The organism is Pseudomonadota bacterium (assembly GCA_022572885.1).
Classification (GTDB): Bacteria; Pseudomonadota; Gammaproteobacteria; order Steroidobacterales; family MnTg04; genus MnTg04.
The window spans coordinates 39,787-55,228 of the sequence record JACZVC010000016.1; the positions used below are offsets into that span (position 1 = coordinate 39,787).

Consider the following 15,442-nt stretch of genomic DNA (forward strand, 5'->3'; position numbering starts at 1 on the left):
CGGATACGGTTTATTGCTCCGGCACAAGTACCGAACCGTCGTGCCGAAGTCCTTATACCTCCAGCAATTCAGCTTCTTTTTTCGCGAGGATCTTGTCGATCCTGCCAACATGATCGTCGGTCATCTTCTGCACCTCGTCGTGCGCCCGATGATCATCGTCTTCGGTGATCATTTTTTCCTTGAGGAGCTCCTTGACGTCATGCAAGGCATCGCGGCGAATATTGCGTACCGCCACCCGCGCGTTCTCCGCCTCGTGACGCACCACACGAGTCATGTCCTTGCGTCTTTCCTCCGTCAGCGCCGGTAACGGGACTCGAATCACGGTGCCGGCAGTGGTCGGGTTCAAACCCAGATCCGCAGTCATAATGGCTTTTTCGACGGCCTGGATCATGGATTTCTCCCACGGGTTTACGGCCAGGGTGCGCGCATCCTCGACCGTGATGCTGGCAACCTGGGTGAGTGGAACCTCCGATCCGTAATACTCGACCGTAATGTGTTCCAACAGGCTGGTGTGCGCGCGTCCGGTCCGGAGTTTTTTCAGTTCCTGGACAAACGCTTCAACACTCTTGCCCATCCGAGTCGATGCGTTTTTTTCGATATCCTTAATCACTGACTGCCTCCTGCATCTGCTCCAGGCCATTATCTACCAAGGTCCCCAGCGTCTCCCCGCGCATGATGCGCAGTAAGCTACCCACCTTCGTCAGATTGAACACGCGCAGCGGAATATTGTTGTCGCGACACATAACGATCGCGGTCGCGTCCATGACCTGCAACTTGCAGCGAAGCACCTCATCATAGCTGATCTGCGTATAACGCCGCGCGGAAGGGTCCTTGAGCGGATCGGCAGAATAGACACCATCCACCTTGGTCGCCTTGAGCAGCACATCCGCGCCAATTTCAATCGCGCGCAAACTGGCTGCCGTATCGGTCGTAAAAAAGGGGTTCCCGGTACCGGCGGCGAAAATCGCTACCCGGCCTTTTTCCAGGTGCCGGATGGCCCTGCGCCGAATATAGTCTTCGCAAACCGCATTGATTTGCAGGGCCGACATGACGCGGGCCTTGACCCCCTCTCTTTCCAGGGCGTCTTGCAAAGCCAGGCTGTTGATCACCGTCGCCAGCATGCCCATCTGGTCGCCGGTGACCCGGTCCATTCCGGATCTGGCGAGGCCAGCCCCCCGAAAAATATTGCCGCCACCGAGCACCACGCCGATCTGCACATCCATGTCCCTGACTTCGGCGATCTCTGCTGCAATGCGACGAATCACCTCCGGGTCCACGCCGTAATCCAGTTGACCCATCAGCGCTTCGCCGCTGAGCTTTAGCAAAATTCGCCTTTGCACCGGTTCTGAATCGCCCATAAAGCCCCTTTATTTTCCAGGTTCTGCGGATACAAAGAACCCCGCGCTCGCGGGGTTCCCGATATTACCCGATTTTGCGGCTTTGCCTGCATATTTTAGCCAGGATGGCGGATTCCTGGTGAGGGGGCGGGCGGCCAAGGCCTCAAAATACCTGATCCTTCAGTTCCCGACATCCCGGCGTCTACCGCCTTGGGTATATTGCAGGCTATGCCCCCTTCACCTGGGCCATTACCTCGTCTGCAAAATTCTCCTCGGCCCTGTCGATGCCCTCGCCCACCTCGAAACGAACAAAACGGGCAACCGTGGCATTGTTCTGCTTCAGCAGTTTGCCGACGGTCAGATCGGGGTCCTTGACGAAGGACTGTCCGGTCAGCGTAATCTCAGCCAGGAATTTGCGCATCCGGCCATCGACCATTTTCTCCACGATCTCCTCTGGCTTGCCCTCGGTCCGTGCCTGTGCGGCGAGGATTTCCCTTTCCTTCGCCAGTTTCTCTGCCGGTACGTCGGCGTCCGACACGCACTGCGGGTTGAGCGCCGCAACATGCATCGCGATATCCCGAGCGAGATCCACGTCCCCACCCTCGGCGCTGACGACCACACCAATCCGGATGCCATGCAGATACGACGCCATCACGCCAGCGCTTTCGACCAGCTCGAACCGCCTGACCTGGACATTCTCACCGATCCTGGCGACCAGGCTGCGGCGCGCCTCCTCGATGCTTTGGCTGCCGACCGACAGCGTCATCAGCGCATCCATGCTGTCCGGCTTGCCAACCAGCACGGCATCGGCGACCGCATCGACAAAGCCGCGAAAGTCATCGCCACCAGAAACAAAATCGGTCTCGCAATTGATTTCGAGTATTGCCGCGAACTGATTGTCCGCGGATTGACGCACGATAACAGCGCCCTCGGCGGCCACCCGGCCCGCCTTCTTGTCCGCCTTGGCCAGACCGCTTTTGCGCATGGCATCGACCGCGGCTTCCATATCGCCACCGGTTGCGACCAGCGCTTTCTTACACTCCATCATGGCAGCGCCTGTGCGCTCGCGTAATTCCTTCACCTGTGTCGCAGTGATGCTCATTAAATCTTTCCTCAATATGAAAAAGCGCGGGCCGCGCAAACGCCAGCCCGCCTTGCAGATCGTGCCTTACCACGCTAACTCCTGGCGCGGACTTTTCATGAATGCTCCGCGCTAGCTGTCTTTCGCTTTCTTGGCTGCAACAGCTTTCTTGGTCGCGGTTTTCTTGCTCGTGGCCTTTTTCGCCGCCGCCTTCTTGGCAGGCGCTTTCTTCGCTGCAGCTTTCTTGGCCACCGCTTTTTTTGTTGTGGCTTTCTTGGCCGCTGCTTTTTTTGCCACCGGCTTTTGGGCGGGCGCCTTGGCATCCGCTTTTTTGACGGCCGGTTTATTGTCGGCCGCCTTGGCATCCGCTTTTTTGACGGCCGGTTTATTGACGGCCACCTTGGCATCCGCTTTTATAACGGTCGGCTCTTCCGCCACCGGCGCCGTTGCAGTATCGGTGCTGGCCTGCGCGGGCTCTGGCTTGGTTGCCACTGCTGCATCCGCGACGATCTCTACCGGTTTGGCCTTCGCTGCCGGTTCGGCTACGTCCGCGACCGGCTCCGCCGGTTCTGTCTTGGCCTCCCTGCCCAGATCGGCCTCCTTTGGATCCGCTATTTTGGCGACCGGCTTTTGCGCTTGTCCGGCCCTCCCAAGTGTCGTTACGATGACCTTTTTACCCGTTCTTTTGGGCGCAGGTTTCCCGGCTACGGCCTTTTTCCGGGGCTTGCCTTCGTCATCGAGCTCGACGAATTCGTCATCGCCGAGGTTAATTTCAGGCAACGAGGCTTTGCCGTCGAGAACCGCTTCCGCTACGCCGTTCGCATATAGCTGGATCGCACGCATTGCGTCGTCGTTGCCAGGAATTATGTAATCGACGCCATCCGGCGAGCAATTGGTATCCACGACGGCGATTACCGGTATCCCCAGTTTGACCGCTTCCCGTATCGCAATATTTTCGTGGCCAACATCGACGATGAACAATGCGTCGGGCAGGCCCTTCATGTTTTTGATGCCCCCCAGGCTGCGGAACAGTTTGTCCATATCGCGCCGCAGACCAATGACCTCTTTCTTGGTCAGCGTATCAAACGCACCGCTTTCTTCCATCGCCTCCAGGTCTTCGAGCCGGCGGATCGATGCGGTGATGGTCTTGAAATTGGTCAGCATGCCGCCCAGCCAGCGATGATTGACAAACGGCATGTCGCAGCGCGTTGCTTCCGTTTTGATCGCTTCGCGTGCAGAACGCTTGGTGCCGACAAACATCACCGTGCCGCGATTGGCAACTATGTTCTTTACGAACGCGGCGGCTTCGCTGAACAACGGCATTGTCCGCTCGAGGTTGATGATATGGATTTTGTTGCGCTCCCCAAAGATAAAGGGGGCCATTTTTGGGTTCCAGAACCGAGTCTGATGACCGAAATGCACGCCAGCTTCCAGCATCTGGCGCATTGATACGTTAGCCATGTTGTCTCCTAAGGGTTAAGCCTCCATGTACCCCATACGACAACCCCAGAGGGCACCCAGCCGTATGTGCCGGTACATGTGTGGATTAAGGAAGCTCCGATGCATTCATGAACTCGCATCTTGCGTCCAAAATGTCCAGCTTCCGCGTTGCAAATCTTCGCAATAGCCAGCTATTACGTGCGATTCGCGCCTTGAATCTGAACATTCTGGCTCACAACCTGCTTCGCCCATGAATGCATCAGAACTTCCATTTGCGAAAAAAGCGCGCGCTTTATACCATAAAATGGCCTGGCGCAACAATCCCGCCGCTGGAGTATTTTCCGGCCATCAGGCAGGCACGCCTGGACCGGGCCCTGGCGCGCCGGCCACCGACTCACGGAGTATTACGCATCTTATGACAGTAACCATCAAATCGCCCGCCGAGCAGGACCGGATGCGGGTGGCGGGACAGGCCGCAGCCGAGGTGCTCGATATGATAGGCGCACACGTCGTGCCCGGTATTACCACCGGCGAACTGAACCGCCTGTGTCACGAATATATCGTCAACCAGCAGCAGGCGGTCCCCGCGCCCCTGAATTACCGGGGATTTCCGAAATCCATCTGCACCTCGGTCAACCATGTGGTTTGCCACGGTATCCCGGGCGAAAAAAAGCTGAAAAACGGCGATATCGTCAACATCGACGTTACCGTCATCAAAGATGGCTTCCATGGCGACACCAGCCGGATGTTCATGGTGGGAAAACCCAGTGTCATGGGCCAGCGGGTAAGCCAGGTTGCGCACGACGCCATGTATCTCGGTATCGAAATGGTTCGCCCGGGCGTGAGGCTGGGCGATATCGGCGAGGTCATCCAGCAGCATGTCGAGACTCACAACTGCTCGGTGGTGCGGGAATACTGCGGCCACGGCATCGGCCGCGAGTTTCATGAGGATCCGCAGGTCCTGCATTATGGTAAATCGGGAACCGGGCTCGAGTTGTGCGCGGGCATGACCATCACGATCGAACCGATGGTCAATGTCGGGCGCCGGCATGTCCATCTGCTGCCGGATGGCTGGACGGTCGTCACCAAGGACCACTCCCTTTCCGCCCAATGGGAACACACGGTGCTGGTCACCGACAACGGCTATGAAATCATGACCCGGGATCATACCGGCGACTGAAAGTGAGCCATCCGCCCGCTACTGCCGCGCAGCCTGTGCCAGACAATGCCGCAGGGAAATGGACGTTTCTGGCGGGATTGGAAGCCCGCCTGGCGGCCACCTCCGCGCCGCAAAAAACCTTTCTTGAGTCCCTGCGCCTGGGCGACGAGGAACTCGCGCGCCGCTTCGACGACGGCGAGCAGGTGTCGAACCTGGTCCATGATCGCGCCCGGCTGGTCGATGCGCTGGTCGTCTCGGCATGGCAACGGCACATTGGCAGTGAAGGCGAGGCGCTCGCGCTGGTCGCCGTGGGTGGCTATGGCCGGGGTGAGTTACACCCTGGATCGGATATAGACCTGCTGATCCTGTTGCCGGAGGGCGCCGGCTTCGCGGGCGATTCGCTCAAGGATTTCCTGGCGTTTTTGTGGGATATCGGCCTGGAGCCCGGCCACAGTGTCCGCACCGTAAAGCAGTGCATCGATGTGGCTGCGGACGACATCACTGTCGCCACAGCACTGATGGAATCGCGGTTATTGTCCGGCACGATGCGCTTGTTCGAAGAAATGCGGAGCAAAACCGGGCCGGCCGGCGTCTGGCCATCGCGGGATTTCTTTGCCGCCAAACTGGCGGAGCAGGAAAAACGGCACCACCGCTACCACGACACCGCATACAACCTGGAACCCAACATCAAGAGCGGTCCGGGTGGTCTGCGCGATATTCAGATGATCGGCTGGGTGGCAAAACGCCATTTCAAGGTTGACGACCTGCAACAGTTGGTGCCCCTGGGTTTTCTGACCACCGGTGAGTACCGACGCCTGCGGGCTGGCCAGGCTTACCTTTGGCGGGTCCGGTTCGCTCTCCACAAGCTGACCGGCAGGCGGGAAGACCGGCTGCTGTTTGACCACCAGGTCCAGCTCGCCAAACAGTTTGGCTTTAGCGATGGCCCGCAGAACCTGGCGGTCGAGAAATTCATGCAGCGTTACTACCGAATGGTTATGCGGCTGAGCCGGCTCAACGAGATGCTGTTGCAGTTTTTCCAGGAGGCCATACTGCTGCCGCCGGATCCGCAACCGAAGATCATCAACCCACGTTTTCAATCCCGCAACGGCTTCCTGGAAGCCAGTTCAGCGGAGGTTTTTGTCCGCCAACCGTCCGCCCTGCTGGAGATATTCCAGATCCTCCAGCAACAAACGGGGCTGCGCGGAGTGAGCGCAACAACCATCCGCCTGATCCGTCGCAACCTGCGCCTGGTAGACGTTGGCTTCAGGGCCAACCCGGCGCACCGAAAGCTGTTCATGGACATCATCAGGGCGCCGGCCGGCGTGACCCACGAGCTCAGGCGCATGAACGACTACGGGATTCTCGGCCGCTATATCCCGGCTTTTGGCCGGATCGTCGGGCGCATGCAATACGACCTGTTTCATGCCTATACCGTCGATGCCCACACCTTGTTCGTGGTCAGCAATCTGCGGCGCTTTGCGCTACCCAGATTCGATCACGAGTTCCCCGACTGTAGCCGGATCATGCAAGCGCTGGAATACCCGGAGATCGTCTATCTTGCCGGCCTCTTTCATGACATTGGCAAAGGCAGGGGCGGTGACCACTCGACGCTCGGCGCCGCAGAAGCGGAAGCATTCTGTACGGCGCACGGGATGAGTGAGTATCAGTCGCAGCTGGTCGCCTGGCTGGTGCGCCATCACCTGTTGTTGTCGGTCACATCGCAGAAAAAAGACATCTCCGATCCGGCAGTCATTCACCAGTTCGCCCGCCAGGTAGGCGATCAGCTGCACCTGGATTTTTTGTACCTGCTGACCATTGCCGATGTACGCGGAACCAATCCCAAGCTCTGGAATTCCTGGAAGGACAGCCTGTTCAGGGAGTTCTATTTGCGCGTCAGCCAGGCCTTGCGCAGTGGTCTGGAAACCCCGCAGGACCAGGGGGAACTGGCGGCGGGCCACCGTCAGGAAGCCCTGGCCATACTGCGCGACCTGGGCAACGTCCACTTGCCCGCGGACTCCACGCCGCTGCCATGGGACCTGCTGGACGATGAGTATTTCCTGCGCCACTCGCCGGCAGAAATCGCCTGGCACACCAGCGTCCTGCTGCTGGCCGGCGACACCGCCAGCCTGATCACCGCGGTGGGTGAAAAAGAGATGCGCGGCGGCACGCCCTTGCTGGTACGCGCCACCCGGCGGCAGGACAGTTTTGCGCTGGCCACCGCCGCACTGGATGACATGGGCCTCAATATCGTCGATGCGGTAATTTCCCCAACCGGCGACAATGGCACGCTGGATTCCTACCTGGTGCTGGATCACGACGGCCGGCCGTTAACCGATACCCACCGCCGGCAGGAAGTGGCGAACCGGCTGCGGCGGGTGCTGGGCAGCGACCAAACCAGGCCGCGGGTATCGCGCAAGGCGCCGCGGCAGGTACGCATGTTCAGCACGCCGACCGAACTGCGTTTCTTCGCTGACAGCCGGGGCGACGGCACCATCATGGAACTAACCACCGGCGACCGACCTGGCTTATTATCCGAGGTGGCGCAGTCGTTGCAGGCAGTCGGCGCCCATATTCGGACCGCGAAAATCATGACCATCGGCGAACGCGCCGAAGATGTTTTTTATATCACCAGCGTGGGCGGCGGACCCCTCAACGAAGAAAAGCAGGAACAACTGAAAAAGCAACTTACCACCGCGCTAAACCGGCACTAGACAAACAAAGGACATCGGGACCTTGAACCCATACCTGGAAAAATTGCACCGCTATCCGTTTGAGCGCCTGGCGCTGCTCAAGGATGGCCTGCAACCGCCCGCCAAGCCGCACATTGCGATGTCGATCGGCGAGCCGCGGCATGAGCCGCCCGCGTTCATCGCCGAAGCGCTGGTCGGCAACCTGGACAAGCTGGGGAGTTACCCGGTCGCCCTGGGCCTGGCCGAGTTACGCGTGGCCGCCGCCGGCTGGCTGGAGAGGCGTTTCGGGCTTGGGGAAAATGCGGTCGACCCCGAGACCATGGTGTTGCCGTTGAACGGCACCCGCGAAGGGCTGTTTGCCTTCGTGCAGTCGGTAGTCGACGGCCACAGCGAATCGCTGGTCGCGATGCCGAACCCGTTCTACCAGATCTACGAAGGCGCGGCGCTGCTGGCCGGTGCGCAACCGTTCTATCTGAACACGCTGGAGGAAAACGGCTTTCTGCCCGATCTCGAAGCCGTCAGCGCCGATACCTGGCGCCGAACCGCGATCTTGTTCCTTTGCTCGCCGGGCAACCCGACCGGCGCGGTCATGGATCTGCCCTACCTGGAGCGGGCCTTGGAACTGGCGGAAAAACACGATTTCGTCATTGCCGGTGACGAGTGCTACGCCGATCTGTATTTCGATGAAGACCGCCCGCCCGCCGGGCTGTTGCAGGCCTGCCAGGCCATGGGCCACGATCGTTTCCAACGCTGCGTGGTTTTTCACAGCTTGTCGAAGCGCTCCAGCGTGCCCGGCATGAGATCGGGATTCGTGGCCGGCGATCCCGAACTGATCAAACCATTCCTCCTCTACCGGACCTACCACGGCTGCGCGGTGCCGTTGTTCATCCAGCTCGCCAGCGTACCTGCATGGCAGGACGACCGGCACGCGGCCGAGAATCGCCACCGGTACCAGGCCAAACTCGCAGCCGTATGGCCGATCCTCGAACCGGTCATGGATCTGCCCAGGCCGCAAGCGGCGTTCTACCTGTGGCCGCGTACCGAGCAGGATGAGGAAAGTTTTACCCGGGAGGCCTACCGGCAGCAGAATCTGACGTTGTTGCCCGGCAGTTACCTGGCCCGCGATACCGCGGAGGGCAACCCCGGCAAGCACCGGGTGCGCATCTCGCTGGTCGCCCCGCTTGCCGATTGTGTGGATGCGGCCGAACGTTTGCACCATCTCGTGAATCAACTTTAATATTAAACATTAACTTTATGATAAATTTAGAGAAAATTATTAATGCCGCTTTCGATCATCGGGAATCCCTGGGTGCGGATACCCCGTCTTCCGAGCTCACGCAGGCGGTCGAATTGACCATCGACAGGCTGGATTCGGGAAAGTTGCGGGTGGCGGAGAATTTTGGCGGCGACTGGCTGGTCAACCAATGGGTCAAGAAGGCTGTCTTGTTGTCTTTTCGCCTCAACCGCAACGTCGTTTCGGATGGCGTGTTTACCCGCTACTACGACAAAGTGCCGATGAAATACGTCGACTACGACGAACAAATGTTCATCGATGACGGCGCCCGCATCGTGCCGCACGCGCTGGTCCGCAAAGGCGCTTTTGTCTCCCCCGATGTCGTGCTGATGCCCTGCTATGTCAACATCGGCGCGTGGATCGGTCCGGGCACGATGGTCGATACCTGGGCGACGATCGGTTCCTGTGCGCAGATCGGCAGCAATGTGCATATCTCCGGCGGCGCCGGGATCGGTGGTGTACTGGAACCGCTGCAGGCCGCACCGACCATCATCGAAGACGACTGTTTTATCGGTGCGCGCTCGGAAATCGTCGAAGGGGTGATCGTCGAGAAAGGCGCGGTGATCTCGATGGGCGTGTTCATCGGCCAAAGCACGCGAATCTATGACCGTGAGCGCGACCAGGTCAGTTACGGGCGGGTTCCCGCCGGTGCCGTCGTGGTGCCGGGCAGCCTGCCGGCGAAGAACGGCAAATATCAGCTGGCCTGCGCCGTGATCGTCAAACGGGTGGACCAAAAAACCCGGGAGAAAATCGGCATCAACGAATTGTTGAGAAACGCAAGATAAATGAGTGAGCGGCAGGTGACGCAGCTTTTACCGGATAAAGAATTGCGCCAAAAAAACCAGCGATGAACCAGGCAAGCAAAAAAACAATTGAGTTGTGCCGGCAACTGGTGCGGCGGCCATCGCTGACGCCGGACGATGCCGGTTGCCAGGGCATAATATCGACTCGCCTGGAGCATCTTGGATTCAAGACAGAGCCGATGAACAACGGCGAGGTAAGCAATCTATGGGCAACCCGCGGCAATGGCGGGCCGCTTTTTTGTTTTGCCGGTCATACCGACGTCGTTCCTCCGGGCGACCCGGGAAATTGGTCGACCGACCCTTACTCTGGCGAAATCAGGCACGGATTTTTATTTGGTCGTGGCAGCGCCGATATGAAAGGCGCACTGGCGGCGATGGTGACTGCCACCGAAGCGTTCGTTGCGGAAAATCCGTCCCACCGGGGAACGATCGCGTTCTTGCTGACCAGCGACGAAGAAGGCCCAGCAATAGACGGTACAGCGAAGGTCATGGAAACATTGGTGGACAGAGGCATCGCCATCGATTATTGCCTGATCGGGGAGCCGTCGAGCCAGGAAAAACTGGCGGACAATATTCGCACCGGCCGGCGAGGATCGTTAACCGGGAAACTGACTGTCGTTGGCGAACAAGGTCATGTGGCCTATCCGGAACTGGCGCGCAACCCGATCCACCACGTCGCCCCGGTGCTGAGCGAACTGCTTGGCCTGGTATGGGACGACGGCAACAAGGACTTCCCGGCGACCAGTCTGCAGATTGTTGCCATTGACGCCGGCAGCGGCGCCAGCAACGTAATCCCCGGTCGATTGGAGCTGCTGTTCAACTTTCGTTACTCGCCGGAAACAAACCGGCAAAGCCTGGTTGCACTTTGTGAGGAGATCCTCGATCGCCACGGTTTGAATTACCAACTGGAATGGGAGCACGGCGGAGCGCCGTTCCACACCCGGGGCGGCAAACTCATTGAGGTCGTTTGCGAAGTTATCGAAAAAGAGACCGGGCGGGCGCCGCGGACATCCACCTGCGGCGGGACGTCGGACGGTCGTTTTATCGCGCCGCATGGGGTCGAGGTCGTCGAGCTTGGCTTGCTCAACAAGTCGATCCACAAAGTCGATGAATGTACGCCGGTTGACGACCTCGAACGACTCAGCAATTTCTATCGCCAGATCCTCGAAAGAATTCTACTTGAGACCACGTTGAAGGACCTTCAGGCCCGATAAAATTTGCCGCCACCGCCAAATTCGCTTATTCAAAATCCAACGATATTCTGAGCTGAAAAATATTCGGCGTCTCATCGCCATTGATGCCGTTTTCAATATCCGCGCGGACATAATTGGCCATGAATCGCAGCTGCGGATTGACGTAATAATTAACGCCCAGCGTAATATTCTTCTCTTCGCCGCCATTGAACACGCCGTCATCCAGATCGATGCTGCTGAAACGGATCCCGAACTCCCAGGCCCTGGTCGCCTTTGCCCGGCCGAAAGTCCCGTTTTTGTATGGCCGGAATTCGCCGCCTGGAAACCAGCTGAGGTGGGCGTAGTAACCGCTGAAACCCGGATCGCCGATGCCCGCTGCCACCTGGTCCACGTCGACCGAGATGAATTCCGCCTGGGCCGACAAGCCGCCCCAACGGGCCGCCAGCTCGATGCCCAGGCTGGTCGATGAGCTGGCCTGGGTGATCGTGGTGTCAACCAGGCGCGCGCCGGCGACATGCGACTCGGGACGTACCCGGTATCGAAAGGTGTCGTCTTCGGTGCTCGGGGGTTCCAGCCACATAGCGGCCAGGCCGACATGATACAAAGTCGAATCGGTCTGGGTGTTCCAGGCCCCCCGGCTGGCAAAACCGATCCCCTGGTCGCCATTGATACTCTGGTTGGCTTCCTTCCCGAACAACATGGCTGACAGCGTCCAGTGCGGTATCGTGCGGTCCCAGCCGATCCCGATGCGTCTGCCCGGGGCAAAACCTGTCGGCGCCATCGCCCGTTCCATAAAAGGGATTAAATTGCTGCTGGTCAGCACGGCCAGGCTGAACGGCGGTCTTTTGTTGCCGATGGTCAACGACCCCCAGTCCGCCGAATACTTTATCCAGGCATCCTTTATGTCTGAGTTACTGGCGAAATCGTACTCAGCCTTGTAGCTCCATTTCTCATCGATTTCGCCACTGACACCGAGACGAGCCCGACGCAATTCGGTACCGCTGTCCAACGCGGTGACATCTTCGTCGAAGATCGCTGCATCGACATGGACTCTGCCGAAAGCACTGACGGTCATTTCCCCTGCATGGCCGGCAACGGAAAACGCGCATAACATGACGATCCCGAACCATCTCGGGAAGCAAAACCCTTTGTTCACTCATTTATCCTCAAAAGACAGTTCGTCTCGAACCGCGTTTCGGATGCGGAATGGGCGGCATTTTCTCCCAATACCGCAACAATTGCATCAGTATTTTCCGCAACCGGCAGCTTACCGAGTACTCGGGCGCAAGTTGTTAAAGGTCCCTGCCGCACCCAGAAAAAGGAGGGAAATCAATACCCATGCGGGCATGCTCAGGCCAGCAAAGCTCCAGTCCACGACCGCGCATTCGCCCGATCCTTCAAAGATCATCGACAAAGCCTGGGTTAACGGAAAGGCATCAAGAATGTATTCCAGGCCGGGGCCGCAGACAGGCACCTGATCGGGTGGCAGACTTTGCAGCCACAGGTGTCTGCTCGCCACCCCAATACCACTCCCCGCAACCACTACGATCATCGCGGCATAAATTCTTTTTCCCAGGCGGCCAGGGTCATGGATTGCCGCGGCAAGAAAAACCAGGCCAACGCCGATCACCGCGAAGCGCTGGAAAGCGCACAGCGGACAAGGATTCAGGCCATCGACATACTGGCTGTAAAGGGCAAAAGCCATCATCGATAGGCAGGCTGAAAACCCCACCAGGTTTAGCAATCTCTGACTCACCGACATTCTCCAGTCAACCGGTAACCTTGTCGCGCAAATAAACCGGCAAGGCCTGCTCGGGTCTTAGCGGCTCCTGATGCCCAACCAGGGCAACCGCCAGCAGCGCTATTTCCGCGGCCCGCGGCAGGCAATCGGCATCTTCGCCGGCCAGTTTTTTGCGTACCGCGCCAAGCTCGGCGACATAGGCCGAAAAACCATTCCCCGCACCATACCAGTCAGCTTCCTCGGGTACCTTGACATCCGCCGGAAGGTTGACCGATTCCTGCCCCACCAACTCGACCAGGTCCTGCTCAGCAGAAACCCGGTAGCTAGCCTGATAGACCTCTTGCATCCTTGCATCGGTCAACACCAGCACTTTGTCCCAACCATGTTTTTTGCCTGCTTGCAGTGCCAGCGCTGCCAGGTCGGATACGCCAAACACCGGGATATCCTGACTCAGCGCAAGGCCCTGTACCACGCCGGCCGCAATACGAACGCCGGTAAACCCACCCGGCCCACGACCGAAGGCCAGGTAGTCCAGCTGTTTTAGCTGGACGCCGGAGGCAGACAACAACTCGTCGATCATCGGCAGGATCAGCTCGTTGTGGCGGCGTGGCGCAACGACATAACGATCGGTGATTTCCCCATCCAGCAGCAAAGCCGCCGAACAGGCTTCGGTCGCTGTATCGAGCGCAAGAATTTTCACGATCCGGCTTCTCCTTCTGCCAGCAAATTAATGGCTCGTTCGATATCCTCGGTCACCGGCATATCGGGCAGACTTTTCAGGAACAGTTTACCGTATGGCTTGCTTTGCAATCGCGGATCCCCGAGCACCACGACGCCGGTGTCGGTTTCCGAGCGTATCAACCGGCCGACGCCTTGCTTGAGTGCGAGTACGGCCTGCGGTAATTGATGCTCGAAAAAAGCGTTGCCGCCCGCTTCGGTGATTGCCGCGATGCGTGCCCGCGTCAGCGGATCGTCCGGTGAGGCAAACGGCAGCTTGTCGATTAGCACCAGGCCGAGCGCCGGCCCGCGCACATCGACGCCTTCCCAGAAACTGGCCGCACCCAGCAACATCGCGTTGCCCTGGCGTCTGAATTCCTGCAGCAGCAGGTTACGCGGCATCTGGCCCTGGACGAGTACCGCCCGCTCAGGATTTTCTCCCCAGCGCTCCTCGAGCAACGCTGCCACCTCGCGTAATGCGCGGTGGCTGGTAAACAGGAAAAAGACCCCGCCGCGGCAAGCATCGATCAGCGGCAGACACTCCTCCAGCAATAACCTCGTAAACTGTGGATCAGCAGGAACTGGCAGGTCTTTTGGCATAAAAATCAGAGTATTGTGCTGATAATCGAAAGGACTTTCCAATTTCAGGTCGCTGGCCTCTTCGAGCCCCAGCCGACCCTTGAGATGAGAAAAATCGTCACCGACGGCCAGCGTCGCCGAGGTGAAAATCCAGCCGCAATCGAGGCTGTTTACGAAGCGCCCGAGGCTCTCCGACACATCGTACGGGGTCAGGTTCAGGCTAAATCCACGCGCCGTGGTTTCCAGCCAGCGGATGCCTTTTTGATCGCTTTTGCGGATCGTCTCGATGCGTTCCAGCGAGACGACCAGCCGCTGATAGCACTGCGCCAGCCCCGGTGTTTTTTCCGCTATTTCATCCAGCTTCGCAATCAACTCGCCGAGCCTGTCATCGAGCCTGCCCAGTGCCAGTTCGCTTTCGGTATCCAGGTTTTCGTAATCGCTGCGTCCTTTTTGCAAAGTCAGGCGAAGATCGGCGAGCCGCGCAGGCAGGCCGTCGAGCAAGGATTCGGTTTCAGCATCGTGAATCGCCGCCGCCAGTAATTCGGCGCGGGTATCGCGGGCGATATTTTCCAGTTGCCTGCTGCTGACGCTGAGCCCGAAAAACTGGCCGGCTATTTTTGGCAACTGGTGCGCTTCATCGACGACCACCGCATCGACACCCGGCAACAATTCACCGAAGCCTTCTTCTTTCAACACCATGTCGGCCAGCAACAAGTGGTGATTGACGATAACGATATCCGCGTCCATCGCCTCGCGTCTGGCCCTGGCCACGCAACAACCGGAATACACCGGGCACTCCTGGCCCAGGCAGTTCTCGCTGGTCGAGGTTACCTGCGGCCAGACCGGCGATTGCTCCGGCAAGCCGGACAATTCGGCAATGTCTCCGCTTTGGGTACTCAGCGCCCAGGCCCTGATTTGCTGCAAGTGGCGCCCCGGCCTGCCCCGCATGTCCTCCGCCAGGGACAAGCGGTGATGGCACAGGTAGTTGGCTCTTCCTTTGAGGATCGCCACTTTGACCGGCCGGCCGAGCGCGCGCGACAGTTCGGGCATGTCCTTGTCGAAAAGCTGGTCCTGCAGATTGCGCGTGCCGGTCGAAATAACGATGCGGATACCGGACAGCAGTGCGGGCACCAGGTAAGCGAAAGTCTTGCCGGTACCGGTGCCGGCTTCGACCAGCAGCCGTCCGCAGGAAGCCAGCGCAGCGCTGACCGCCATCGCCATTTCCTGTTGCGCCGGGCGCGGCGTGTAGCCTTCTATGGCATTCGACAACGGGCCATCGGCGGCAAAAATGTCGCTAAGATCCTGCATAAGTTTCTATGCGCATTCAAGCATCGCCTGTGAATCTGAACCAGTGGAATTTCCCAGCGATATATCTGCTTACAAATACTCGCGGATTGAATGATGCGGA

Annotated in this window: 13 protein-coding genes; 5 read left to right on the plus strand and 8 right to left on the minus strand. The window is 58.9% G+C overall.

Translation table 11 applies throughout. From position 1 onward, the window contains the following. Positions 1–52: 52 nt before the first annotated feature. From frr to rpsB, 4 genes are all read right to left on the minus strand, one after another. Positions 53–610 carry a ribosome recycling factor gene (gene frr, locus IIA05_07610; GenBank protein MCH9026967.1) on the minus strand — a complete coding sequence of 186 codons (558 nt, stop codon included), beginning with the start codon at positions 608–610 and terminating at the stop codon, positions 53–55. After that, a complete protein-coding gene (locus IIA05_07615) occupies positions 603–1,358 on the minus strand; it encodes a UMP kinase (GenBank protein ID MCH9026968.1) in 756 nt (251 codons plus the stop codon). The genes frr and IIA05_07615 overlap by 8 nt, the downstream gene beginning before the upstream one ends. Positions 1,359–1,563: 205 nt before the next feature. Beyond that, the gene (locus IIA05_07620; protein ID MCH9026969.1) at positions 1,564–2,439 is read right to left on the minus strand and encodes an elongation factor Ts; all 876 of its coding nucleotides are present in this window, start codon (positions 2,437–2,439) and stop codon (positions 1,564–1,566) included. 111 nt (positions 2,440–2,550) lie between these two features. Then, a complete protein-coding gene (gene rpsB / locus IIA05_07625) occupies positions 2,551–3,879 on the minus strand; it encodes a 30S ribosomal protein S2 (GenBank protein MCH9026970.1) in 1,329 nt (442 codons plus the stop codon). A gap of 394 nt (positions 3,880–4,273) precedes the next feature. Here rpsB and map point away from each other — a divergent pair, with 394 nt between their 5' ends. From map to dapE, 5 genes are all read left to right on the plus strand, one after another. Next, positions 4,274–5,038: a type I methionyl aminopeptidase gene (gene map, locus IIA05_07630; GenBank protein MCH9026971.1), complete on the plus strand. Its 765-nt coding sequence runs from the start codon at positions 4,274–4,276 to the stop codon at positions 5,036–5,038. Positions 5,039–5,040: 2 nt separating this feature from the next. Then, positions 5,041–7,728 carry a [protein-PII] uridylyltransferase gene (gene glnD / locus IIA05_07635; GenBank protein MCH9026972.1) on the plus strand — a complete coding sequence of 896 codons (2,688 nt, stop codon included), beginning with the start codon at positions 5,041–5,043 and terminating at the stop codon, positions 7,726–7,728. Positions 7,729–7,750: 22 nt separating this feature from the next. Then, positions 7,751–8,944, plus strand: coding sequence for a succinyldiaminopimelate transaminase (gene dapC / locus IIA05_07640; GenBank protein ID MCH9026973.1), 1,194 nt, complete (start codon positions 7,751–7,753; stop codon positions 8,942–8,944). A gap of 17 nt (positions 8,945–8,961) precedes the next feature. Next, positions 8,962–9,786, plus strand: a complete 825-nt coding sequence (gene dapD, locus IIA05_07645; protein MCH9026974.1) for a 2,3,4,5-tetrahydropyridine-2,6-dicarboxylate N-succinyltransferase — start codon at positions 8,962–8,964, stop codon at positions 9,784–9,786. A 62-nt stretch (positions 9,787–9,848) separates the two neighbouring features. Then, a complete protein-coding gene (dapE, locus tag IIA05_07650; GenBank protein MCH9026975.1) occupies positions 9,849–11,018 on the plus strand; it encodes a succinyl-diaminopimelate desuccinylase in 1,170 nt (389 codons plus the stop codon). 25 nt (positions 11,019–11,043) lie between these two features. Here the strand turns inward: dapE and IIA05_07655 are convergent, their stop codons facing one another. From IIA05_07655 to IIA05_07670, 4 genes are all read right to left on the minus strand, one after another. Further along, complete coding sequence (locus IIA05_07655; GenBank protein ID MCH9026976.1) at positions 11,044–12,153, minus strand: porin; 1,110 nt, start codon at positions 12,151–12,153, stop codon at positions 11,044–11,046. Positions 12,154–12,264: 111 nt separating this feature from the next. Beyond that, entirely contained in the window at positions 12,265–12,759 is a 495-nt protein-coding gene (locus tag IIA05_07660; protein ID MCH9026977.1) for a disulfide bond formation protein B, read from the minus strand. A 7-nt stretch (positions 12,760–12,766) separates the two neighbouring features. Next, positions 12,767–13,441 (minus strand): tRNA (adenosine(37)-N6)-threonylcarbamoyltransferase complex dimerization subunit type 1 TsaB, encoded by a 675-nt coding sequence (tsaB, locus tag IIA05_07665; protein MCH9026978.1) that lies wholly within the window; start codon positions 13,439–13,441, stop codon positions 12,767–12,769. Next, positions 13,435–15,342, minus strand: a complete 1,908-nt coding sequence (locus tag IIA05_07670; GenBank protein MCH9026979.1) for an ATP-dependent DNA helicase — start codon at positions 15,340–15,342, stop codon at positions 13,435–13,437. Before IIA05_07670 ends, tsaB begins: the two co-directional genes overlap by 7 nt. Positions 15,343–15,442: the final 100 nt, after the last annotated feature.